Source organism: Spartinivicinus poritis (assembly GCF_028858535.1).
Lineage (GTDB): Bacteria > Pseudomonadota > Gammaproteobacteria > Pseudomonadales > Zooshikellaceae > Spartinivicinus > Spartinivicinus poritis.
On the sequence record NZ_JAPMOU010000050.1, the window covers coordinates 12,586 to 36,151 of the forward strand.

Annotated in this window: 20 protein-coding genes; 10 read left to right on the forward strand and 10 right to left on the reverse strand. The window is 37.2% G+C overall.

Translation table 11 applies throughout. From position 1 onward, the window contains the following. Positions 1-4: 4 nt before the first annotated feature. Both ORQ98_RS24030 and ORQ98_RS24035 read right to left on the reverse strand, forming a co-directional pair. The gene (locus ORQ98_RS24030) at positions 5-940 is read right to left on the reverse strand and encodes a substrate-binding domain-containing protein (RefSeq protein WP_274691361.1); all 936 of its coding nucleotides are present in this window, start codon (positions 938-940) and stop codon (positions 5-7) included. Positions 941-1,481: 541 nt separating this feature from the next. Then, complete coding sequence (locus tag ORQ98_RS24035) at positions 1,482-1,787, reverse strand: hypothetical protein (protein ID WP_274691362.1); 306 nt, start codon at positions 1,785-1,787, stop codon at positions 1,482-1,484. Positions 1,788-2,098: 311 nt separating this feature from the next. Between ORQ98_RS24035 and ORQ98_RS24040 the strand changes: the two genes are divergently transcribed. Further along, positions 2,099-3,058 (forward strand): ABC transporter substrate-binding protein, encoded by a 960-nt coding sequence (locus ORQ98_RS24040; RefSeq protein WP_274691363.1) that lies wholly within the window; start codon positions 2,099-2,101, stop codon positions 3,056-3,058. A gap of 5 nt (positions 3,059-3,063) precedes the next feature. Here ORQ98_RS24040 and ORQ98_RS24045 read toward each other — a convergent pair whose 3' ends face one another. After that, a complete protein-coding gene (locus tag ORQ98_RS24045; RefSeq protein ID WP_274691364.1) occupies positions 3,064-3,813 on the reverse strand; it encodes an AraC family transcriptional regulator in 750 nt (249 codons plus the stop codon). Between the two features lie 125 nt (positions 3,814-3,938). On the opposite strand from ORQ98_RS24045, the gene ORQ98_RS24050 reads away from it, so the two are divergent. Both ORQ98_RS24050 and ORQ98_RS24055 read left to right on the forward strand, forming a co-directional pair. Next, the gene (locus ORQ98_RS24050) at positions 3,939-4,427 is read left to right on the forward strand and encodes a hypothetical protein (RefSeq protein WP_274691365.1); all 489 of its coding nucleotides are present in this window, start codon (positions 3,939-3,941) and stop codon (positions 4,425-4,427) included. A gap of 47 nt (positions 4,428-4,474) precedes the next feature. Then, positions 4,475-5,248 (forward strand): aspartate/glutamate racemase family protein, encoded by a 774-nt coding sequence (locus ORQ98_RS24055; RefSeq protein ID WP_274691366.1) that lies wholly within the window; start codon positions 4,475-4,477, stop codon positions 5,246-5,248. A gap of 92 nt (positions 5,249-5,340) precedes the next feature. Here ORQ98_RS24055 and ORQ98_RS24060 read toward each other — a convergent pair whose 3' ends face one another. Both ORQ98_RS24060 and ORQ98_RS24065 read right to left on the reverse strand, forming a co-directional pair. Then, the gene (locus ORQ98_RS24060) at positions 5,341-5,535 is read right to left on the reverse strand and encodes a YqaE/Pmp3 family membrane protein (RefSeq protein WP_274691367.1); all 195 of its coding nucleotides are present in this window, start codon (positions 5,533-5,535) and stop codon (positions 5,341-5,343) included. Between the two features lie 261 nt (positions 5,536-5,796). After that, on the reverse strand, positions 5,797-7,188 hold the full coding sequence (locus tag ORQ98_RS24065; RefSeq protein ID WP_274691368.1) for an FAD-binding oxidoreductase: 1,392 nt from the start codon (positions 7,186-7,188) through the stop codon (positions 5,797-5,799). Positions 7,189-7,443: 255 nt separating this feature from the next. Here ORQ98_RS24065 and serA point away from each other — a divergent pair, with 255 nt between their 5' ends. Both serA and ORQ98_RS24075 read left to right on the forward strand, forming a co-directional pair. Beyond that, positions 7,444-8,673 carry a phosphoglycerate dehydrogenase gene (serA, locus tag ORQ98_RS24070; RefSeq protein ID WP_274691369.1) on the forward strand — a complete coding sequence of 410 codons (1,230 nt, stop codon included), beginning with the start codon at positions 7,444-7,446 and terminating at the stop codon, positions 8,671-8,673. 262 nt (positions 8,674-8,935) lie between these two features. Continuing rightward, a complete protein-coding gene (locus ORQ98_RS24075; RefSeq protein ID WP_274691370.1) occupies positions 8,936-9,157 on the forward strand; it encodes a hypothetical protein in 222 nt (73 codons plus the stop codon). Between the two features lie 58 nt (positions 9,158-9,215). On the opposite strand, the gene ORQ98_RS24080 is transcribed toward ORQ98_RS24075, so the two are convergent. The 3 genes from ORQ98_RS24080 to ORQ98_RS24090 all read right to left on the reverse strand — a co-directional run bounded on the left by ORQ98_RS24080 (position 9,216) and on the right by ORQ98_RS24090 (position 13,716). Beyond that, complete coding sequence (locus ORQ98_RS24080; RefSeq protein WP_274691371.1) at positions 9,216-10,091, reverse strand: hypothetical protein; 876 nt, start codon at positions 10,089-10,091, stop codon at positions 9,216-9,218. A 231-nt stretch (positions 10,092-10,322) separates the two neighbouring features. Beyond that, positions 10,323-12,449, reverse strand: a complete 2,127-nt coding sequence (locus ORQ98_RS24085; RefSeq protein WP_274691372.1) for a TRAP transporter permease — start codon at positions 12,447-12,449, stop codon at positions 10,323-10,325. A gap of 223 nt (positions 12,450-12,672) precedes the next feature. Next, the gene (locus tag ORQ98_RS24090) at positions 12,673-13,716 is read right to left on the reverse strand and encodes a TAXI family TRAP transporter solute-binding subunit (RefSeq protein ID WP_274691373.1); all 1,044 of its coding nucleotides are present in this window, start codon (positions 13,714-13,716) and stop codon (positions 12,673-12,675) included. An 892-nt stretch (positions 13,717-14,608) separates the two neighbouring features. Here ORQ98_RS24090 and ORQ98_RS24095 point away from each other — a divergent pair. Both ORQ98_RS24095 and ORQ98_RS24100 read left to right on the forward strand, forming a co-directional pair. After that, on the forward strand, positions 14,609-15,841 hold the full coding sequence (locus tag ORQ98_RS24095; RefSeq protein WP_274691374.1) for an aminotransferase class I/II-fold pyridoxal phosphate-dependent enzyme: 1,233 nt from the start codon (positions 14,609-14,611) through the stop codon (positions 15,839-15,841). A gap of 45 nt (positions 15,842-15,886) precedes the next feature. Beyond that, positions 15,887-17,365, forward strand: coding sequence for an NAD(P)/FAD-dependent oxidoreductase (locus tag ORQ98_RS24100; RefSeq protein ID WP_274691375.1), 1,479 nt, complete (start codon positions 15,887-15,889; stop codon positions 17,363-17,365). Between the two features lie 268 nt (positions 17,366-17,633). On the opposite strand, the gene ORQ98_RS24105 is transcribed toward ORQ98_RS24100, so the two are convergent. Further along, positions 17,634-19,271: a ricin-type beta-trefoil lectin domain protein gene (locus ORQ98_RS24105; protein ID WP_274691376.1), complete on the reverse strand. Its 1,638-nt coding sequence runs from the start codon at positions 19,269-19,271 to the stop codon at positions 17,634-17,636. Between the two features lie 904 nt (positions 19,272-20,175). Here ORQ98_RS24105 and ORQ98_RS24110 point away from each other — a divergent pair. Continuing rightward, the gene (locus tag ORQ98_RS24110; protein WP_274691380.1) at positions 20,176-20,409 is read left to right on the forward strand and encodes a tail fiber domain-containing protein; all 234 of its coding nucleotides are present in this window, start codon (positions 20,176-20,178) and stop codon (positions 20,407-20,409) included. After that, positions 20,396-20,680: a SecDF P1 head subdomain-containing protein gene (locus tag ORQ98_RS24115; RefSeq protein ID WP_274691377.1), complete on the forward strand. Its 285-nt coding sequence runs from the start codon at positions 20,396-20,398 to the stop codon at positions 20,678-20,680. Before ORQ98_RS24110 ends, ORQ98_RS24115 begins: the two co-directional genes overlap by 14 nt. A 404-nt stretch (positions 20,681-21,084) precedes the next feature. Here ORQ98_RS24115 and ORQ98_RS24120 read toward each other — a convergent pair whose 3' ends face one another. Then, on the reverse strand, positions 21,085-22,458 hold the full coding sequence (locus ORQ98_RS24120; RefSeq protein ID WP_274691378.1) for a sigma-54-dependent transcriptional regulator: 1,374 nt from the start codon (positions 22,456-22,458) through the stop codon (positions 21,085-21,087). Positions 22,459-22,601: 143 nt separating this feature from the next. On the opposite strand from ORQ98_RS24120, the gene ORQ98_RS24125 reads away from it, so the two are divergent. Then, the coding region (locus tag ORQ98_RS24125; RefSeq protein ID WP_274691379.1) for a DUF6531 domain-containing protein at positions 22,602-23,566 on the forward strand (965 nt) is incomplete at its 3' end.

Consider the following 23,566-nt stretch of genomic DNA (forward strand, 5'->3'; position numbering starts at 1 on the left):
TTGATTAGATCGCTTTTTGTGTGGTCGAAGTTATTATCAAACCTTCATCTTCCTGCCATGCATTGCCCATTTTCTTTACTTTCTCTAACCATTTATCCGCTAATGCCAATCCTTCTTTTAAGTTAACTGTACCCTCATCAGAAATTATTTTTTGTCCCTCTTCACTTAAAATAAACTGCACTAGTTTTTTGATTTCCAAGTCAGCATTATTCTTTTGAATCGCAATATATAGCGGTCTAAAAAATGGATAGTTACCTTTCATAATATTTTCTTTAGTAGGAACAAAGCCATCAATACCAATAAATTTAACATCAATCTTTTTAGCAGAGCTGATACCATTAATTGCAATTGCACCTTCATGACTCATTGTTGCTTTTTCTAATGGGCCAGTAGACTTATACCTATTACCTTTATTTTTAAACTCATAGGTTGGATCAGCAAAGATTAACAGCCGTGCCATATAACCTACACCAGATAGCTTACCTTTCCGGGTCAGAGGCAAAATATCTATCTCAGTCCCCCCCAGCTCATTCCAGCTAGTTACTTTACCATCAAAAATATCTCTTAAGTTTTGTATTGTTAAATTATCAACCTTCTGATTTTTATTCACCATGACAACCAGTGCATCCCACCCAACCTGAACCAGGTCTAAATTACTTTCTTCGTTAACAATTCCATTTTCAGAAGCTATTCGATGACGACAAGAAGCTCCTATATCTGTTCTTCCTTGAGATGTTAACCGCAGTCCTTTGGTAGCACCACCACCAGAAAGCCTGATTTTAATACCAGATTTTTTCTCATATATAGAAGCAATTTTCTCCATATAAGCTTTTTTACTAATACCACACCCCGTGATTGAAATTGTATCTTTAGCCAGTATATGAATACTGAAAGTACACATTAGAAATAATGCAAACGGATTAATAAATAAATTTCTCATTTTACAAATCTCATAAGCTCAATCAACTCTCTAAATAGTAGCTAATCTATAAGTAGATAGAGCTAATTAGTTAACTCTTTTTGAGATAGTAGTCATGGCTACACAGATCAAAACCATCTATTACTATTTTCATTTTATTAAAAATAAATACAGAGAAATATTTGTTTGCCTGATTACTACTTTTACTTGCATAAATGCTTCTGCTACAGAAAGAGGAAGGAAGTTAGAGCATTTATGGCTAAACTAGCGCTATAAAATGCTTGGCCAAGAACATAGCGAATGTGCTTATTTCTGATAAGAGAGTTGAAATGGCTTTATGAATATATTTCAATTACTTAATTCGTTAAATTCATAACAACTATCGAAATGCAAAAAAATCAGGGTAAGATAAACAACTGTTTAAACTAGAACCATTTTACATAAACCATTATATTTATTGATAATTTTAAGTACATCCGCAGCTTATCCACATCATTATCCCCTAAATTTGTGTATTATTCACATGCGTGGATAACTCTGTGCATAACCTATGAATACCCTCTTAATATATATTTTCATTACTCAAGCTTAAGTTACCCCATTGATCACAATGATAGCTTTTACTCGCCAACAAGGATTGATCTACTATATCACTTAACCTTTTAACAATGCTTTGTATTCTCTTCTCTGGTAAAGGCTGTAAGCTCCTACCCTGCAAAAACTGCCGATAATGCTGGTTGTCTTTAACAGATGGCATAAGTTGTATAAAATATTTCTGTTGATTAAAAACAATCACAATAGAAAAATGCTGAATATCTTTTATGGCTACCCAATGAATAGGTTGCTTATTAACAATACTAGATATCATTTTTATACTGCCTTATTCGCATTTTATAAGTCTAATAAATTACTACACATAAAAGACAATAATAAGGTTATCTAATTTACATTCTCTCTTGCCCTCAGTTTAATCTCTACTTTATAAATAACAAATATGACCTACAACGTTCCCTCATAATTGCACTATGCTTTTAACAGTATCTACTTAATAGCCTAATACCAATACTTAATTAAAACTGGATATAACTCATTGCAATAAATATTTACAGTGTTTTCAAGACCGTTACAATGACTATCCAAGCTTGTTTATCAAATATTAGAATATACTGGTTAGCCTACATGCCTAAAGCGGCTTGCTGTATTATTTTAGCCTTGATTTTCAACTATTGCTTTGAAGCAGCTGCAGATCAAAAACGCATACCAATAAAAATTGCAACTAATGATTGGGCTAGCCAAATCATATTATCTTATGCAATTGGCTCAGTGTTACAAAACCAAGGATATATAGTTAAATACCAGAGTACTTCCTTAAAGCAGCAGTGGGGAGGCCTGAGGCTAGGCCATCTTCACCTACAACTTGAAGTATGGCAATATTCAATGGCCAAAGACTTTAATCGAATGGTAGCAAAAAATGTTATTTTAGACGCAGGCCCCCATGCAGCCAATACCAGAGAAGACTGGTGGTACCCTAGCTATATCAAAAAACTATGCCCAGAATTACCAGATTGGCAGGCACTTAATAAGTGTAGCCAACTATTTAGCACCCCCCAATCAGGCAATAAAGGAGTCTATTATACTGGCCCATGGATTAGTGATGAAGGCATTAGAATTCGTGTATTTAAATTGAACTACCGGCTTATTAGCCTTGATGCACAATCTCTTAATAAGCGTTTAATTAAAGCAGTGCATAATAAACAGCCCATTATACTACTCAACTGGACACCAAATTGGACTGACAACCGTATTAAAGGCGAGTTTGTGGAATTCCCTGAGTTTTCTCAGCAATGTATTACTGACCGATCATGGGGGGTAAATCCAACTGAAATTAATGATTGTGGTGCCCCTAAGAAAGGCTGGTTAAAAAAAGCTGCGAACCCTAGTTTTCCTTTAAACTGGCCATGTGCTTATCAATTTATTCAAAATATCAGTTTTACCAGCGACATGATAGCAGAGGCAGCTGCTTTATATGAATACGACAAATTTAGTTATAACGAGTCGGCTATAAAATGGCTAGAAAAATATAAAACATCCTGGCAACAATGGCTGCCTGAGTGTATGACGACATCAAGCAGTAAATAACTTTCCTAATAGTTTATTTCATTAAAATACCCAGAAGGTGTAACCCCTAGTACCTTTTTAAAACTATGAATAAAAGCGCTTACACTATTATAACCTAGTTCAAATGCTACTTGCGTAACAGAGCTGCCTTCAGAAAGCAGTTGCAGGGCATAGTGAAGTCTAGCTTGTAAACGCCACTGACCAAATGAAAGTCCAGTTTCTGCTTTAAAATGGCGTGTTAATGTTCTTCTAGACATATTCACTTTTTCAGCCCATTCATCAAGTGATAAATTATTACTTGGCTCATTGATTATGGCTAATGCCATTTTGGTTAAACACTCACTTTCAGGCATGGGCAACAACAACGGCTCTTGCTGGGCCCTTATCATTTCATCAATAAGCACTTCTAATATTCTATATTCTGGGCTGCCAATGGTATTTTCTTTCATAGCAATAACCAAGCGTTCTGTAAGTGCTTTCATCAAAGCTGAGGTAGCTATAACTGTAGGCTGGTTAGGCAATTGTAAAGAGTTTGACTGGCTAATATGAATACTAAACCCATTAATAGGAACGTGGATTTCCGCACTATGAGTACAGTGTGGAGGGACCCAGCCTAATCGACCAGGTGGCATTGACCACACTCCAGCATGCGTTGTTACTGTCATTAATCCACTGAAAATAGCAAATATTTGACCTTCTGCATGGCTATGGCTAGGCGTATGCCTGGCTTTATCTCGTATAACTGTTTGGATAGAGAAGTCTAAATCATCACTCATACACTTGTTTCAATCCTGGCCCAATACAACAACTAAAAGGCATTATATCGCTAACAAGATACCTTTGCACATCTATACACTGGTAATACTGAAACTTAATTCCAAGCAATAAAAAGGAAGAAGCAATGAACAAACTTACCTTAACTTTTCTTTATGTAATAGGAGTATTTACTATGACAGCCAATGCACAAAGCGCTCTTCAGCAACAGCCATTATTTAATTGCAAAGCAAACTTAAAAAGCTGTTTAGAAGAAATGTATACAACTGTTTTTAAAAGTCCACAGCTAATAGATTATTATTTTTCTGAAGATTATACCCAATATGCTGATGGTGAGGTTCTTAACTTAACTGAGTTTAAAAAGCATATACAAATAGTTAAAAATAAAGTAAGAAATATTCACTTTAAGGTAATGGAAGCAGCTAAGTCAGAAGGTACGTTTTCAGACCGTCATTTGGTGACAATTGAATTGCAAGATGGCTCAAATGCTGTGATTGAAATAATACAAATATCGAAGCTTAAAAACGGTAAAATTTACGAGCTACATGAATTATCAAGAGTTATCTCTGGTGATAAAGCCCTAAAAGCCCTTGCATCTCAGAAACATGAAAACTAAAAGCCAAAAATTTTAACTATCAGATATAAATATGAAAGGATACGAAAGTGCCTACTATTGATGTAATAACAGCCTTTCCGCATAACCCAGACAACCCTCTTCGAACTATTAATGACTTTGATTTTCTACAAAGTGAGAATCTGACAATTAGACTAAGACATAACCCAATGGGCTCAATTCATGGACAATCTGATATAGAACATGAGTTTTCTAAACCAGGTATGGCTTTGGCTGCTTTAGATGCTGAGAAGTCTGCGTCAGATGCCATAGTTATTGAGTCAATGGGAGATACTGCTCTAAGGGCCTGCCGTGAACTAGTCAATATTCCCGTTGTTGGTATGGCCGATTCAAGTATGAGGGTTGCCACTTCACTGGGCCGGAAATTTGCAATTATCACTGTTTGTACTTGGCATGCTCTATATTTAGAGGAGCTTATAAGACAATATGGTGTCATTAATGACTATGTTGGATTCGAAATACTTAATTTACAGCCTTTCTTTTTAGATTTAAAAGATAAAACAGAGCTCATGAATAAGCTCTTAAATGCGGTAGTTAAAACCATTAATGAAAAAGATGCTGATACTATTATTTTAGGTGGCAGTTATTTTTTAGGTATAGTACCGAAACTCCAACACCAATTAGTTAATCGTGGTTATTGTATACCTGTTATAGATCCTTTGATGTTAGCTATTTTTCATGCAAAAATGCTTGTTGAAACAAATTTGTCCCATAGCAAAATCTGTTATCCTTTTCCACAAAAGGCCAATAGAGTGCTAGGGTATTCAGGGATCGAGTCCACACCTACCCCTTATTTACGCTAACAAACTATCAAACCTGATTTAAACTAAAACCATTCGTATTAGATATGTAAAGGACGCCTCTAATTATTATTCAAGGTGTCCTTAAACATGAATTACTCTCTATCTTTTAATGCCTCTTCTATTTTTTGATCGGTTTTATATTGACTTAGTGCATAAACAGACCAAATAGCAGCAGGAATCCAGCCAATTAATGTAATCTGTAATATAAGACAAATAATTCCAGCAAATGGCCTGCCAATCGTAAAAAATTGCAACCAGGGTAATAGTAATGCAAGTAATAATCTCATTGCCCGTCCGATTCCTTATGTAAATAATTGATCATTAATAACTAATCAGAGTATACAACCTAGAAATTAATCAACATTACTATCAAAAGGCAAGTCACACTCAATTATTTCAACTCGTCCCGCAATTTATTTTTTGGAGTTTATTTTTCTTTAAGCTTAATTTAGGTGATAAACGTCATTTTACTGCAAGACTTTACGTATTTTCCGTAAAGCCTGCAGTAGAGGTGAAAGCGGCTGTTATAGTCAAAGCGAAGGGGATATTTAGTTAATCACTTTTCCAGGGTTCATAATACCGTTTGGATCAAATAGTTTTTTAATACCCCTCATCAAACTAATTTCTTCTTCACTGCGTGTATAGGTTAAGTAATCCCGTTTGGTCATGCCTACCCCATGCTCAGCAGAAACAGAGCCTTGATACTTTTGTACAATTTCAAATACCCAATTACTAACTTCTGAGCATTTTTCAAAAAAAGCTTCTTTGGGTAGATTATCAGGCTTCAAAATATTTAAGTGAACATTACCATCGCCAATGTGGCCAAACCAGATAATTTCAAAGTCAGGATAATGCTGATTAACAGCTGCCTCTACTTCAGTTAAAAAAGCTGGTACATGAGATACACTAACAGCAATATCATTTTTGTAAGGTGTCCACTGGGCGATGGTTTCAGAAATATCTTCCCGACACCGCCATAAAGACTCTAACTGTGCCAAGCTTTGACTCATCACCCCATCTTCAACCCAGCCTTGCTCCATACAATGCTCAAACACTTCCATTGCTTGATCAGCAACTTGCTCATTAATGCACTCAAACTCAATTAGTGCATAATAATCAGTCTGACTTTCGAATGGACGCTGTACATCGCTGTGCTCAACCACTTTAGCCAAGGCTTTTTCTGAGAAAAATTCAAATGCAGTTAAATCAATTTTCTCTTGGAAAGCTTTTAACACATCCATAATAGCACTGAATTCAGGTACACCAAGTACTAGTACAGTCAAGTCTTTAGGTGGACGAGTAAGCTGCATTGTAGCTTCCACAATAAAGCCCAAAGTACCCTCACTACCAATAAATAAATGGCGAAAGTCATAGCCTGTATTATTTTTGACCAACCCTTTATTTAAGTCTAATAACTCACCTGTTCCAGTCACTACTTTTAAACCAGCTACCCAGTTGCGAGTCATTCCATAACGAATCACTTTAATACCACCAGCATTGGTTGCAATGTTACCTGCGATTTGACTAGAACCACTGGAAGCAAAATCAACTGGGTAAAACAGCCCTTGTTCTTCAGCGTATTGTTGCAGCTGTTCAGTAATCACCCCTGGACCACACACGACTGTCCGATCAACTGGATTGAAAGCTTCAACTTTGTTCATGTAGTCAAAGGCTACTACTATTTCGCCATTGGCCGCCACAGCTCCTGCACTTAACCCCGTTCTGCCACCAGATGGCACCAAGGCCAGCTGATTTTCGTTGGCAAACTTAACTATTGCCTGAACTTGCTCAATTGACTTAGGAAAAACAATTGCCAGCGGTTTAGGCTCATATACTTTGGTCCAGTCTGTGCCATAAAATGCTAGAGACTCTGGGTCAGTTTTTACCTTGTCAGACTCTACCAATGTTTGTAACTGCTCAACGATTTGCTCAGGGGTCATCTAGCTACTCTCAAAAAACTCAACTCAAATTGAATAAAAGTCATTCATTATAAACGCCTAATTTTGGCACAGTATGCTATCATATGCCTCCCCTGAACTTGGCCAGATCGGTCATTAATTGAAAGAAATGCGCCTAAGTGCAGGATTCAAGAAGCCCGGCAACTGTATATACAGAGTCATTTTATACAGCTCAGCTAGCTATTTTTTACTAAGTTGTACTATTAAGTAAGCCACTACAGCGGATTTAAAGTCATCATGGCCAAGACGTCTTTGGACAAAAGTAAGATCAAGTTTTTACTACTTGAAGGGGTGCATCAGTCTGCCATCGACACCCTGAATGCCCATGGCTACACCAATATTGAGTATTTAACCACCTCGCTTCCAGCCGAAGAGTTAAAAGTCAGGATTGCTGATGCACACTTCGTGGGTATTCGATCACGCACCCAGCTAACTGCTGACATTTTTGATGCTGCGAAAAAGCTAATTGCTGTCGGCTGTTTTTGCATTGGCACCAATCAAGTTGAACTGGCAGCCGCTCAAGAAAGAGGCATTACTGTTTTCAATGCTCCTTTTTCTAACACCCGGTCAGTTGCTGAGTTGGTCATAGCCGAAGCTATATTATTAATGCGTGGTGTACCTGAAAAAAATGCTTTAGCTCATCAAGGAGGCTGGCTCAAATCAGCAAAAAACTCCTATGAAATTCGTGGTAAAAAACTCGGTATCATCGGCTATGGAAGTATCGGCAGCCAGCTCAGCGTTATGGCAGAGTCACTTGGCATGGAAGTATATTTTTATGATGTTGTCACTAAACTTCCACTAGGTAATGCTACTCAGGTTAACAACTTAAATGAATTATTAGGTATGTGTGATGTGGTGAGCTTACATGTACCTGAAACCCCCAGCACTCAAATGATGTTTGATACTGAACAGCTTTCTGCAATGAAACCTGGATCCATCCTTATTAACGCATCAAGAGGTACAGTTGTAAATATTGATGCACTGGCTGAATTAATAAAGTCCAAAAAACTATTAGGTGCTGCAATTGACGTGTTTCCAGTTGAACCTCGCTCCAATGATGAAGAGTTTGTTTCACCTTTACGTGGCTTACACAATGTAATCCTGACTCCTCATGTAGGAGGCAGCACTATGGAAGCCCAAGAAAACATTGGTCAGGAAGTAGCTGAGAAACTGGTTAAGTACAGTGATAATGGTACTACTATTTCTTCTGTTAACTTTCCAGAAGTTGCTTTACCTGCGCATCCAAAACAGCATCGACTATTACACGTTCATAAAAACCAACCCGGGGTGTTATCAGAAATTAACAAAATATTTTCTGACAATAATATCAACATTGCCGGCCAGTACTTACAAACCAATGAAAAGGTTGGTTATGTAGTGATTGATGTTGATGCAGAGAAAAGCCAGATTGCTCTCGAAAAACTCCAGAAAGTGAATGGTACAATCCGTGTTAGGGTTTTATTTTAATCATTCCCTTTTCCAGTGTACACTGCTGCAAAAGGTTGGATTAGAACTATAGCACGATCCAACCGCCCCCTTTGAAAAAAGGGGGCAGTTTTGCGGCAACCTCATTGAACCAAGGAAAGACTTACTTTATTTACTCCTCCCTTAAATACTTCACTCAACACAATGCGACTATTGTCTTAACAATTTCCATATAAACATACAGCTATTAAAGTACTAAACTAAGAATTCATATACTCAAGGAATGGTATCATGGAGTGAAGCTATGTTACTTAATATTTTAGCTATTTTGTTTGGTATATTAACAGGCTACTTTATTGTTGCAAAAATAGATAAACCACCTTTAGTTGTACAAAATTACAAAGTAATTCCTGCTAGTCAACTGATTAAGCATCAACTATCTACTGATAATAGTTTACCTAATGATTTTAAAGTAGCTAGCCAGGTTAGCTCCATAAAACCTTATAATACAAGCAAAAACAAATAAAAAAGACAGGTTAGTCAACGACTAACCCAAAGCTTGAATCCTAGTGATTTACTTTTAATTACTCACAGCCGGCATAGGTTAACCAACCAACATATTGGCCTGTGATATCCGTTGCGCGCAAATGTTTTCCACAAAAAGCGCTCACCGGATAATGACTTGGCGTAAAAATTGGGCCTAGCGGGAAGCCACGAATATCATCTACTGCATTATATTTCTCAACTTGAGCACCTAATACAGGTACCTGACACTCAAAAAAAGCACCATCTTGGTTTTTTACCAACACACCAGCTTTCCCATTACCTAATGTCCAGGCACTATATACTGATGCATGATTTTTCGTCTGGCCTAAACAAGTATGAATGGCTGGAAATAAATCAATAAAGTTTGCAGACCAATCTTTATTAGTTGAGTTAATGCTAAATTGACTTTGGTGCTGATCAATAAAGCGAATTGAAGCTGTCACACCTAATAATGAAAATAGCAACTGCTTTGTTTTATTAGATTCATTGATAAAGTTAACAACTATCCTTTTTCCTAAAATCATATTATCAATTAGCTCATCAGCTGTATCCCTAGTCAGGACGGTATAGAAAGATGCATCGCCTAGCGGTTTAATTTCTTCAGGATAGTTAACATTAATTGCTTCTTTTTGATCTGTAACAAACACCAATGATGAGCCTGCTTCAATACCATTACTTTTGTTAACAAAACTGAGTTCTAACGGTTGGTTAAGCTGGTGCTTATGTATTTTTAACTGATACATCTTAGATCGTTTATATTTCGACCATTTTGCAGCAGTGGTCATGGTGCAGCTTGGCTGGTCTCTCACACACTCTACTCGCCAATCACGAAACACTCTGACTACTGGCTTACTGGCCGCTTCTACCGTAACACTAGCCAGACAGCAAATAACAATAAGATAGTATAAGCGCATTAACACTCTCCTTAGCCCAAAAGTATCAGCAAAACATACCCAAAGCGTAGGGTATGAAGCGGGCTAGTATGGCAATTTTTTATTAATAGCTTAAGGCTATCCTTTTAGAGTAGGAGAGATATGTCACTCACCAAAAGTGACTTACTCCTTATTATACCCTTTGAGAATGAACTTTAGGGTTTGCAGCCATCGATTGATAGTCGCCTAAAGCCCATCTACATTAGCCACGCTTTATTCCTTCAGTTTTATTTTGCTTTTGTTAAAGCTCCAATAAAACAATCCAACAAATGCACTCACCCCTATTATTGTTAGCCATATATTTTGCTGAGGCCACAACAATGACACACCACTTGCTAGTGCTACAAGCCGCTGCATCCAACTCAGTGTACTTTCTAAATAGCCTTCTAATGCAGCAGCTAAGGCATAAATCCCTAATAAAGCAGTAATAAATACTGGTAATGCCTTACTTAAGTCACTGCTTAATAGTGGTGTATAAGCAAACAACAAAGGCACAATATATAAGCCTTTGGCTATTTTCCATGCGGCAAAGCCTGTTCTCATTGGGCTAGTTTTTGCAATAGCAGCAGCTGCAAATGCAGTTAAGCATACCGGCGGTGTTACATTGCTGTCTTGGGATAGCCAAAAAATAATCATATGGGCAGATAATAGTGCTAACGTCAATTGAGTAGGGTCGATAGCACTATCAATTAAAGTATTTTTTAAATCAGCAGGTATTAACGCAATTAAAGCCTGCGCATCAGTTAATGACATTACACTACCAAACTGTTGTGCTTGTTCAGGTGCGACCAGCATTAACATAGGTTTGATTTGCTCTGGTATTTGACCGCTCATAAGCAACTCTAATAATTGTGCTTCAGCAATTAGATTATAAATTGCAGGGGCAGCCAGGGTAGCCAGAATAATATAAGACGCAGTTACAGGTAGGCCCATCCCCAAAATAAGTGATGCCAAAGCAACCAAAACGATGGTCACCAACAAACTACCACCAGCCCAATCAGTAATCATTAATGAGAAAGTATTACCAACACCTGTTGTTGCGACTGTATTTACCACCAGGCCAATAGTAACCAATAGCATCGCTGTTGCAGCCATGTTTTTACTACCCAATACCATAGCCTGGGTAACTTGAGGTAATTTCATTGGTGCAGCAGTTAGCCAAGTGCTGGCAATAACAACCAAAATACTAAAACCAGCGGCATAAGTTGGGGTAAAGCCATAAATTAACATCGCTACTAAGCTTGCTATTGGCAAGGTAAAATGCCAGCCTGATTTTAACAACTTCCCTATAGACTCTTGGTTTTCATTTATTTTAGTTTCATCTGTTGCATGTAAGCCTTGTCGTTTGGCTTCAATTCTCACGAAAAAAGCAACGGATAAAAAATATAATAATGCTGGTAACGTCGCTGCCCCCATGATTTCTAAATAAGACAGCTGGGTATAGTTGGCCATAATAAATGCTCCAGCCCCCATTACTGGAGGCATTAACTGCCCACCAGTAGAAGCTGCAGCTTCTACTCCTGCCGCAAAACGAGCAGGAAAGCCAGCCTGCTTCATCAAAGGAATGGTAATAACGCCTGTTGATACTGTATTAGCAACCGATGAGCCAGACACAGACCCCATCAAGCCAGAGCCTAATACAGCAACAAAGCCAGGTCCACCAGTAAACCGCCCAGCAGCTGCTCGTGCTAATTTAATAATAAAATCACCCGCCCCTGATTGAACTAAAAAAGAGCCAAATAAAATAAACATAAATACATAGCTCCAGGAAATTCTGGCAATAGGGCCAAACATTCCTTCAGGGCTGAAGTAGCTGCGATATAATAAGGTTTCTAAACTTAAGCCAGGAAAGTGAAAAGGACCTGATATGAGTTTTCCCCACCAAACAACATAGCTGAGGGCAACCAGGGTTAATACTGGAATAAACCATCCCATAGTACGACGGGTTAATTCAAGAGCCACCGTAATTGAGGCTATTGCCACCCACCAATCCCATTGTGACAGCTCTACACCACGCGCATATAACTGGTCTTCAAATAGAATTAAATAGCCAGCACTCACTACGACAATGCCGGCAAGAAAAACATCTACTATTTTCCAGCTTCTACCCCCATCAGATTCATTCTTCACAATGGGTACAGTCAAAATACATAACAGCCCAAAACCGGAAAAATGAATAGCCGAAATCCAAAGCTCAGATAATGTACTAAAAGTATTAAAATAAATATGTGTTAATGATAGTGCTATCGCTAAAAAATAGACTATATATCGGGTGTATTTTATCGAGTCTTGTGAAGACGCTCGATACTTATCCAAGGGCTCATTAATGGTATTGTACATACATACACCTCAATTGGTACTACTAACCACTTATGCCCTTTTTTATAGCCATACCTTTCGTTTTGGATATATCAAGCTACTATTTTGAATTTTACTGATTATTTTATTATTCAACGAGCTTAGGGCACTTATAAATAATATAATTAAAGCTGTTCCATATCGGATATAATATTCAATATATCCGATATATTATTTTTTAATAATTGATGCAGAGCATTGCTAATTACTGTAAATGACTAGGAATAGACACTCCTTTCTCTTTAAAGTATTTTGCAGCACCTGGATGCAGTGGCAAAGGCAAACCTTCAATCGCCTTATTTAAAGCCATTACTGTAGTTGCTTTATGAATACCATTTAAAAATGATAGGTTTTCATAAATGGTTTTTGTCAGCATATATACTGTTTGTTCAGGTACATCATCCCGTACAGCTAAAAAATTTGGTTGAGAAATAGTTTTTACTGACTTACTTTGGCCATGGTAAGTGTTAGGTGGAATTTCATAGCGACTCCAAAGCTTATATTGCGCATTAATTTTGTCCAGCTGTTTATCAGTCACCTCTAAAATTCGCAGATTATCACCTGACTTTGCAAAAGCTCTGGTAACTGCACTAACAGGTACTCCAGCAGGTGTATTCATGCCATTAATTGACCCATTTTGCAAAGCATCAGCACTCGGGCCATAGCCCATATAAGCGAGCGTAAATGTATTTGGGTTAATGCCAAGCTGACTCATAATATAACGGCCAGAACCTTCAGTGCCTGAATTACGTTTACCTATTGAGAATTTTTTCCCATCCAGCTGTTTTAAATCATCTAATGAGCCACTCTTGGCTAACTTAGCATCAACAATAAAGTGTTCAACATTTTGCCAAAGCATGGTTATGGAACGCAGCTTTCTTTGAGCGCCTAAATTCTTCAGTTGTCCCTCACCTTTTTTAGCCCACGCACCATACAAGCCTTGTAATATTGCAAACTGGGCTTCATTATCATTCATTAGTTTAATATTCTCACCAGAGCCTGCAGAGCTAATGGCTGATAGACTGATATTGTAACTTGGCTGTAACTTCACCTTAGTTAAAGTAGCTAAGGCAACACCTACTGGATAAAAAGTCCCTCCTGTTGAGGCAGTAGCCAGAATATAAGATTGCTCTTGCTCTGCATGTGCAAAGCCACCATTAAGTGTCAATAAGACAGCAGCAGTTGAACTGATAACTGTCTTTAAAAAAGACCGACGTTTTAAGAAAGCTCGCTTGTTAATTTTTATCATGTATTAACCTCTTTGTTATTACTTCCTAACTTCAAATGAAGGTTACTCTTTGCAAATGGCTTCATGCATTCCCTAAAGGCAACCTATGACAAACCTAGTAGGCAACCCTCATGCCAACCAAAGGCAAGCTGTAACCATTTGAAAATTAAAAGATTTTAAAACCAATCAAGAAAGATTGGCAAAATATTGCTGAATAAAGCCTGTTTGTATGAGCCATTTTTTGCTTATCCTCATTACTTATTTGTTACATACAGATACTACTACTTTAGAATACCTTTACATACATATAGCAAACCAAGCCTTTATAAAAGTATAAGACAGTATAAGGTGGTTATAGGAGTAATCCTGCATAAGCAAATTTCTGCCTATCTATCCCAACAGCATACTCACTTAGCAATACTATATTGCCTATGGATTCTCAGTATTATCATATAAATCAATTCGAGTAGTTGTTGCACACTGAAAAACTACAGTCATAGTTTGGTAAAACATCAGGTTTCAATGTGACACGCTACAGAGTACTTTGGTCATATCTTTCGACAGTACAGCTTAAGTTAACGATTATTACTGCGATCATTTATGAAGTATTACAGCACTGAACGTATACACTCACTAGCAAAAAGATGTCGCCAGTCGATTTTGAAATCTCTCAAATGATAGCCACCTGCTGAAGTAGGTGGTTTTGGGCGGAAAATAAAAGTACCCAACAGAGTCGACCAGAACAATGTTTGCTGAAAAACAACTAGTCAGCTCTGATAACAGTGATTTAAAACATATCAATTTGCGACATTAGTAATCGTTAACGTTGATAAAATATTGCTAAATTTATATTTTATCCAAAGCATGATAATAAATAGCAATTATTCTAGTGTCATAACTTACGGAGTATCGAGTGTTAACAAGGAATAGAAGTTTTCTTTATGAGAATAGCTTTTTAAGGAAAAAATTAGGGTTATATAACTGGCTTCACAAAACTGATAACTTAAAGGTAGCACCACGTACCTGTAAAATAGGCGATAATGCAACTGTTATAGCCTCAATTGATAATAATTCAAATAACCGTGAATTAATTCATTTAGGCTCGTACAATTATTCAGGCCTTAGTGGTAACCACGAAGTAATTGCTGCAGCTCAAGAAAGTTTAAATGATTATGGTACTTCTACTTCGGGAGTTAGACTGCTTAATGGAACAACAGATCTACATATTCAATTAGAAGATAAGGTTGCTGAGTTTCTAGGCACTGAAGCCTCTGCTGCCTTTAGTAGTGGTTATGATGCAAATACAGCGACTCTCTCTACTTTGATCTCACCTGAAGATATCGTCTTTTCAGACCAGCTAAATCACAAGTCTATTAACGAAGGACTTCAGCTTTCTGGAGCTGTTGTCAAAAGATATAAGCATAACGATATGGAGCACCTAAAGTTTCGTCTCCAATCTTATCCAAGAGAACAGCGAAAATTTATTGTCACTGATGGTGTATTCAGTATGGATGGTGATATTTGTAAACTTCCCCAGTTAATTGATCTTGCTGAGACCTATCATGCTTTCTTAATTATTGATGATGCTCATGCCATTGGTAGTATCGGCACTTGCGGTAGAGGCACCGCTTCATATTACGGGGACCTGGCTTCTCATGTTGATATTATAACTGGCAGTTTCAGCAAAGGCATTCCTGCAATTGGTGGTTATGTAGCCGGCTCTTTGGAAGCAATTAATCTTATTAAATATGCTTCTGGTCCTTTCATATTTTCTGCTTCATTGCCAGTTCCTATTGTATCAGCTATTTTAAAGTCAATTGAAATTTTAGAGTCTAGACCAGAAATTCAAGAAGATCTCAATAGAAAAACCAATTATTTTCGTCAAACATTACAACAATTAAGTTTTGACACAATGAATTCGGAGACACCTATAGTTCCCATATTGATAAAAGATCAACAATTAACCTTTGAGTTTGTTAAATTACTCCATCTAAATGGTATTTTTGTTAATCCTGTTTGTTATCCAGCAGTTTCAGCTAATGCAAACCGAATTAGAACAAATATCAGCACAGCCTTATCTTATCAACAACTTGATACTGCTATCAGTGCATTTGAAAAAATCGGTAAACAGCTAAAAATAATTTAAACATTAATAAACACTTTGAAAACAATTAAAAGGAATTATATTTTTATGAATCAATATGACATTATTATCGTTGGTAATGGAGTCCTTGGTCTATCAACGGCAATTGCCTTAGGTTTAGAGGATACAGCACTAAACATTGCTGTCGTCGGTTCTCAAGACAGACAAACAGCAGCCACACCTGCTGCAGGTGCTATGATCAGCTGCTTTGGAGAAATCACTGAAACTCTAATAAAATCAAAATATGGAAATAAAAAGGTAGCTTTTGCTCATCAAGCTATTTCAATGTGGAATAGCTGGTTAGATCAGATTAATCAATTTAGCGACAACAATCCACTAGAAGTCAAGTGGGGTACTTATTTAATTAATAATTCGCAAGGCTCTAGCCTCGATGATAATAACTACGATGCTATTGTTAATAAAATGAGGGAGTATAATGCACCAATCGAAGAGGTTGCCCCAAAAGATATAGTAGGGTTAAATCCAAAGCCTTCAGCGAGACCTATTCGAAGTATTCTTATCAAAGAAGATGGATATATAGATCCAAATGCTTTACTACAAAGAATGGAATTTGCCTGTCAGCAACTGAATAATATCACTTTAGTTAATGAAAGAGCCCATGCAGTTTGTTATGACAGCCAACAGGTTAATGGTGTGATTTTATCTAATAATGAGCAGCTAAAAGCCAATCGAGTTTTACTTGCTTCAGGCATAGGCACACAACATCTAATTGATAAAATACCTGAGCTAAAATTCCGTATTCCTCGCCTATTTGCCTGTGGAGGTAACGCTGTCTTACTTAGCACAGAAGCAGCTTACTTTGCAGATGGAGCACCTGAAGCGGAAATTAACCCTCATGTAATTAGAACACCAAATAGAGCATTTGCTTGTGGTTTACATCAAGTTCCCAGAGGAGAAAAAAGTGCTTACATCGGCGCAACTAATTGGGCAACACAACGTCCTTTTGTAAAACCCAATGTCAGTGATGCATTCTTTCTATTAGAGTGTGCTATGGAACAGCTAAATGAAAACTATGTTTGGGCCCAAATTTGTGACTGGTATTCAGGTAATCGACCGGTTAGTGCTGATACGTTCCCACTGATAGGAAGAACCTCTTTAGATGGTTTATGGCTAATGACTGGCACCTTTAGAGATGGCTTGTCACTTTCACCGTTACTTGCCAAAGACATGGCTAATAAATTATTGAATAAAGAGCCACTATGCGAGGAGCTTTTTTCCCCCGAACGAGAACCAATACAAGTGTGGACTAAACAAGAAGCAATTTTTGAGGTGGCTAAGCATATTGAAGCAGCAGTATATGAGCACCAAGTAGTAACAGCAACTAAATTTGGTTTTCATCATGTAGCAGGTATATGGATGATGGAAGGACTTTCAAAAATATACGAACAAATAGAAGGAAACTATGTCCTTCCACCTGAACTAGCACCAATGGTAGAAGTTTCAAGGGAAAAGATGATTCCTTATTTTAATGAGTATTATGCTAATGTTGCAAAAGCATGGAGTTAAGCACTACTCATGTAACAGTTTTAGCGTAAATACGTAAGTGAGACTGTCAAATTGGACTTATATAATAGTTAAAGCCCGGCTCTAAATTGCGACTAGTGGTCCATACGTAAAGTTGAGGAACAATATTCAAAGCCGGTTGTTTTTTATACAAAAGCTAACCGGCTTTGGTCTGATAAGGTAGACTCTTAGCTATTTTTGACTATCCAAAGGGTGGATTATATATCAAAAAAACCGTCCAATGGACGATCTTCTATAGAAACCTTAACCGTTATTTACACTGTGGTTTCTGATGCATCACTTCACTAAATGCATCAAAAAGGTCTTTACCAACAGGGTTTGTAAAACCATGCATGGACCAAGATAAAGCCATTGATAACCCATGACTACGATATTGACTCCATGTATCAGGCATTGTAGATTCATTGGTTACATGATAAATAGCCATATTGTCGTATGCTTTCAATGCTTGATCAATTCTGTTTTGATCATTAGTTCCATGAGCTTTTAAGTCTAATAAATATTTTTTCACATCATGTACGATTGACTCTTTATGATGCTTTTGTGGTATTAAGTCTCCCTGAATACCTTTTAAACTACAAACAAACTGATCTACCTTCTTAGATTCAAATAAAGTTTTAGACTTTTGTGTCGAGCCTCCAGCTCTATAAGGTCCAACTTGTTTATTGTAATTGTATTTTTTAATTCTATTAAATTGATTTACAAGAATATCTTTAACATCTAATTTAGCATCGAATTCGTCAGGATAATGATTCTCTGGAAGAAAACGTACATACTTTTCACCCTTCCAGTCACTCTTCATACCTCCAGATAGAAACTCAGAAGCAGCAATATAGTCAGCATAAGGTGCCAAATTACTAATATTGGCCCAGGTTGCTTCGTTACAAATACTTGATAAATCTAACATAGCTAGCTTCTGACCTGATACTGCTATTATATGTTTTAGCAATTCTCTTGTATCATCTGATTTTAATCTTCTTTCAAATAGTGCTCCACGTCCTGCAGAACCATGCCCATGTACCAAAAAACTAAAACGTAAGCTCTTATTTGGATAGGTTTTCTTTTCTTTTGCAACTATGGCATCAAAATATTCTTTAAAGAACATTAATAATTGTTTACTGTGCTTAATGGATAACTGATCATCTCTTCGATCATCATTATGAACTGTAGATGCTTTTACCATGATATTACTTGGATCAAATGAACGGCGGCCACGTGTAAATGGTTTATCATTACCTAAGTCATAGCCTTCTACTTTATCTAAATAAATGACTGCATTGTAAAGTTTAAAGTCACCTTTTTCTCTCACATCACTTTGTCCTTCCCAAGCACGATTATTATATTCACCCCATGTATTGACAGAAATGATGATGTCGCGAGTATTGCTAATATTTGTAGGCTTATTGGGTTTGTCTGGAGTTGTAGGGTTGTCTGATTTAACCCATTGCCACTGCTGGTTTTGTCCACCATGAAATTGCCACACACCGATCAATTGTCGGTCAGCATAGTAGTCTAAGACCATATAAGGGTTATATTGGTTTTGTATTGTGCCCTGTGACCAGCGCCAGCGCTGGTACATTTCTTCATTACATTGAGTAATATAAGCAGTTTTCTCATAAGTAACATTGCTGCCTACTTCTAAACATTTTTCCGGCGCATTCTTAGGATGAAGGCGTCCTAATTTATCCATACGCCACTGTTGGCTTCCACTGCTATCACATGTGAGAGGAAGAACTGGTGTGTTATCTGCAGAATGTGCCTCTTGGACCCCTAAGCATATACCACTGGCTGATTTTAATACTTGGTATAGTGCAGTATTATTCGCTAAAAGAGTTGAAGACACAGCTAAACTGAGTGTTGCAAGTGAAAGTAAGTAAAGAGTTTTCATGAAAGACATCTCCTTAGTCGAAGTCGAGTATTTTGATAATTTAAAAAGTTGGTTTTCAATAGAAGTATTAATATTTCTCAATCAAATAAATGAATGAAGAGCCATTTTAAAAAATAAAGTTCAAAAACGTTAAATATATTTATTTTTGACTTTCAAACAGATAGAAAAATAAAGACCCAAAATATTAATATACTTATTTAATACAAAGAGAGTTTAAAGTAGTAGTCAACTAAAAAAGTAGTTTGAGTTATCAGTTTTTATTACAATTGTCACTGTTGTGTAAAGAGCTTGTATAAACCAACCTCTATCATGAATTCTAAGTGAACAAACCTTAACTTTAGTTGAAAGAATTATTTTTACTGCTCATTTTCCCTGAGCATCGAAAGTTAGCTGGTTTCAGCCTATTCTGTAATTAGAGTTAAGTCCTTGGTAAATGCTGCCAATGAGTTGACCATATTGGGGTCAGCCATTTCCAAAGCTATCATATAGGACATCATCAATAGTGATAGGAGTATACAAAGTAACAGTTACGGCTATTATACCCAGTGCGAAGGGTTTTTAGGTGAGGAATGAAGATAACAAAACCTAAAAATGATTCGCGACGGGTATATCATTGCTCAGTGCTGCTATCATTATTAGTTATGTCAAAGAGCTGCTAACCAGTCACACAACTGACTCACATCAAATAACAAACCCCAAGGTCTACCATTCTTGCAAGCAAGTACAACACTACAGGAATAGTATTTTATTCTTAAAAAAATTCACTATTCATATTTATAGGACTATTTTTATCAAATATTACTGGTGCAGAACTTCATTGTTCAAAAAATGAGAGTTATTCTGAATGCGCAACAAGCTATATATCAAGTTTTATTCGCTTTAGTGACGAAAATCTTAAAAAAATATCCAGCTACTACCCTCCAGCCTAGCAAAACTTCTTCAATTTAAAGGCATTTTTTATACCTTTGAACCTACTAATACCGAAGAATATGGTGTGATTGCCCAAGACATACAGCAAGTCATTCCTGAATTTGTCTCCACTCATGAAGACGGCTATCTACAAGTAAATTATATTGGCTTAATTCCTGTGCTAGTTGAAGCAGTAAAAGAGCTAAAGCAGGAAGATGCTGGATTATAAATATTTTAAAACTCACTCAGGTAAGGAAAAAAATTTTTTATCTACAGACGAAAACGATAGACCACAGATTAATGTGGAGCTTGACTCAAGATCATCATTACAACTTGAGCACTTCACCCAGAAACACTTGAAAAAAAGAGTGAGCCTTTATATTGATAATACTTTAATTTCAACTGCTACAATACAGTCATCTATATCTGGTAAATTCAGAATAACAGGCATTGAAGAAAAAGACTCTGAGCGTCTTCTAAGCCACTTAAAAGGGAAATAATCATTGTTTACATTCAAAGCTGCGGGTATAACTCAGTTTATTTACAACTAATTATTTTTTATTATCAATAAATAACTTTCTAATACACACCTAACATTTACTCATTTATAACAAATTTGTCCTGCAGCTATAAAAAAGTATAATTATCTGCCTAGCTAAGTTTAGGTAAAAAATAGCCCCGGCACTTGGGGCTATTAAGTATTACAGCTTTAAGATGAAAAGCATCAAACTCCTAAACCACTAACAACAAAAGGAATGTTTGAATCTATTCATTATAAATGAGTTAACAGGCAATTTTGTCACAACCAAGTAAAAAAATCATGCCCTATCTTTCATAGCTTAACTGTAGCCTCTGCGTTGCTACACACTTCACTTATATTACTATTTGATGTAATGACTCCCTTTTATTTACCCAAATAATCCAACCGATTTAACCCATACTTTTGCATTTTCTGGTTCAACGTTCGTCTAGGTAAATCAAGTTCAGCCATTACCTGGCTTATATTGCCCTGATATTTCTCTAATGCTTTATGAATTAATTGTCGTTCATACTGGTTTAGCTTATGGCCAAGTGACAATTTTCCCTCCAGAACGTTGTCAATTTCTTCTATTTCTTTACTATTATTTGCATCGATCAAGTCAATAATAGATTTATCCTTTGCCAAAATATATCGCGTCACAACATTTCTTAACTCACGAATATTACCAGGCCATGTATAAGCCGTTAATAAATCAATATCACTTGGAGCCAATACTTTAACTGGTCGTTGATACTGCTCTGCAGCCAGGTTTGCAAAGTAGGTAAATAAAAGTGGTATATCATTACATCGCTCTCTTAGAGGCGGTAAAATAATTTCTGATACATTTAGCCGATAGTATAAATCCTGTCGAAATTCACTAGCATCTTTAAGTGATATTTTCGTCGCACTGATTACTCTAATATCTAAGTTAATAATTCTATTTGATCCCAGCCGCTCAATTTCTCCAGACTGTAGCGCTCTAAGTAACTTTACTTGTAAATGTGAGGGCATACTCTCAACTTCATCAAGAAAAACCACACCTCCATTTGCGTGTTCCAGTTTTCCCTTACGTTGCTTTTGTGCACCACTAAAGGCGCCTGCTTCGTGGCCAAATAATTCACTTTCAAATAATGCTTCTGGAATAGCACCACAGTTTAAGGCAACAAATGGTTTATTTGCTCGCTGGCTGTATTCATGTAAACACTGTGCCACCAACTCTTTACCACAACCAGTCTCCCCATGAATAAGTACTGGTGTATTAAAGTTTGCCAGGGATAGAATTTCTTCTCGAACCTGCTGTATTGCTTTACTTTCACCTAATAATTTAGCTGAAATACCACTTTGCTCAGCCAATTGCTGGCGAAGTTGCTGGTTTTTTATTTTTAGCTGTAACTGTTCATCTGCGCGCTGAATTCGCTCTTTCAGTCTATCTGGGTCAAATGGTTTTTCAATAAAGTCGTAAGCGCCTTTATGTAGTGCCTCTACAGCCATACTGACATCACCATGCCCAGTAATCAAAATTATAGGTAAGTTGGAGTTTAGTTCTTTAGCTTGTTCCAGCAATGTTAACCCATCTATACCTGGCATTTTTACATCACTAATCACTACCCCCGTGAACCCTTGCTGTAGCTGATTAATCGCTTCATGAGCCGTATTACAACAAATAACCGAAAAGCCACTAAGCTCTAACCACTGGCTATTCGCTTTGAGCACTTGCTCTTCATCATCAACTAACAATACTTTGGGTGCTGTGTTCATAAGCAACAGGCTCTTCTGGAATAATTAGAGAAGATTAACAAAACTCACATTTGTTACTCCAATAGTGACTTTATGTAGAATAGTGTAGTGTTCTTTAACGAGTTATAGATGCTTATTAATGGAGTAACAGGAATGTTGAAACAATGAATGTAACTCAATCCCTTGCTAAAGCACAAAAAGAACTGGCTAGTTTAGAAAAAGAAAAGATGGCCGAACTAGCCATCACTGCCGTTGATGTTGCAGGCATGGTTGACCCTACGCCAGCTTCTGACCTGATTGGCGCAGGTATGAGCTTTGCCAGAGGTGATTTTCTTGGTGGTGCTCTTTCTCTGGTTTCTGTCATTCCCTATGTAGGTGATGCCGTGGCTAAGCCAGCAAAAGCAGCACGCACGGCACTTCGTGTAAAAAAAATTGCTGATAAAATAGCCAAAGCTAAGGCACGAATAGCTCAACTCAAAAAGCTGGAAAAAACAGCTAAGACATCAAGCAAGGGCGCCAGTAAAGTCAGTGACTCTGTGACCAATGCAACAACTAAAGTCAAAGACCAATTCAAAAAGCAGAAAAAAGGCAACTGTGAATCCTGTGACTTTAACGCTAAGCAATCCAAACAACAAAAAGCCGCTGCAGCCAAACAAAAACCTGAAGTAAAAACCAATAAAACCTCAGGTGAAAACGGTAATGGCCAAAAAGTCCCTAGCAATGATAAAACCTGCACCAATGGTTGCCCGATTAGTATGGTGGCAGGCGAGGAACTGCTTGAGCAAACGGATTTTGTCTTAAGTGGGCCATTATCATTTAGTTGGAATCGCACCTACCGCACCAGTAATAATAAAGCGGCCGAATTAGGCACAGGCTGGACCACCCCATTAGGTGAAAAGCTTCAACAAGCAGGTAGCCAACTGTTTTATTTCAACCAGGAAGGCCGTTCAATCCCCTTACCCATACCACCAGCCAATGGCCGAAGTTACAACCAAACGGAAAAACTACAGGTACTTGATTTAGGTAACGATTTAATTTCGATTATCTCCCAGCAAGGCCCAGAAAAAATCTTCCGCTTAACCGGCAGTGCTTCAAACAAGCAGGGTCAATTAGTGGGAATCCGGGATAA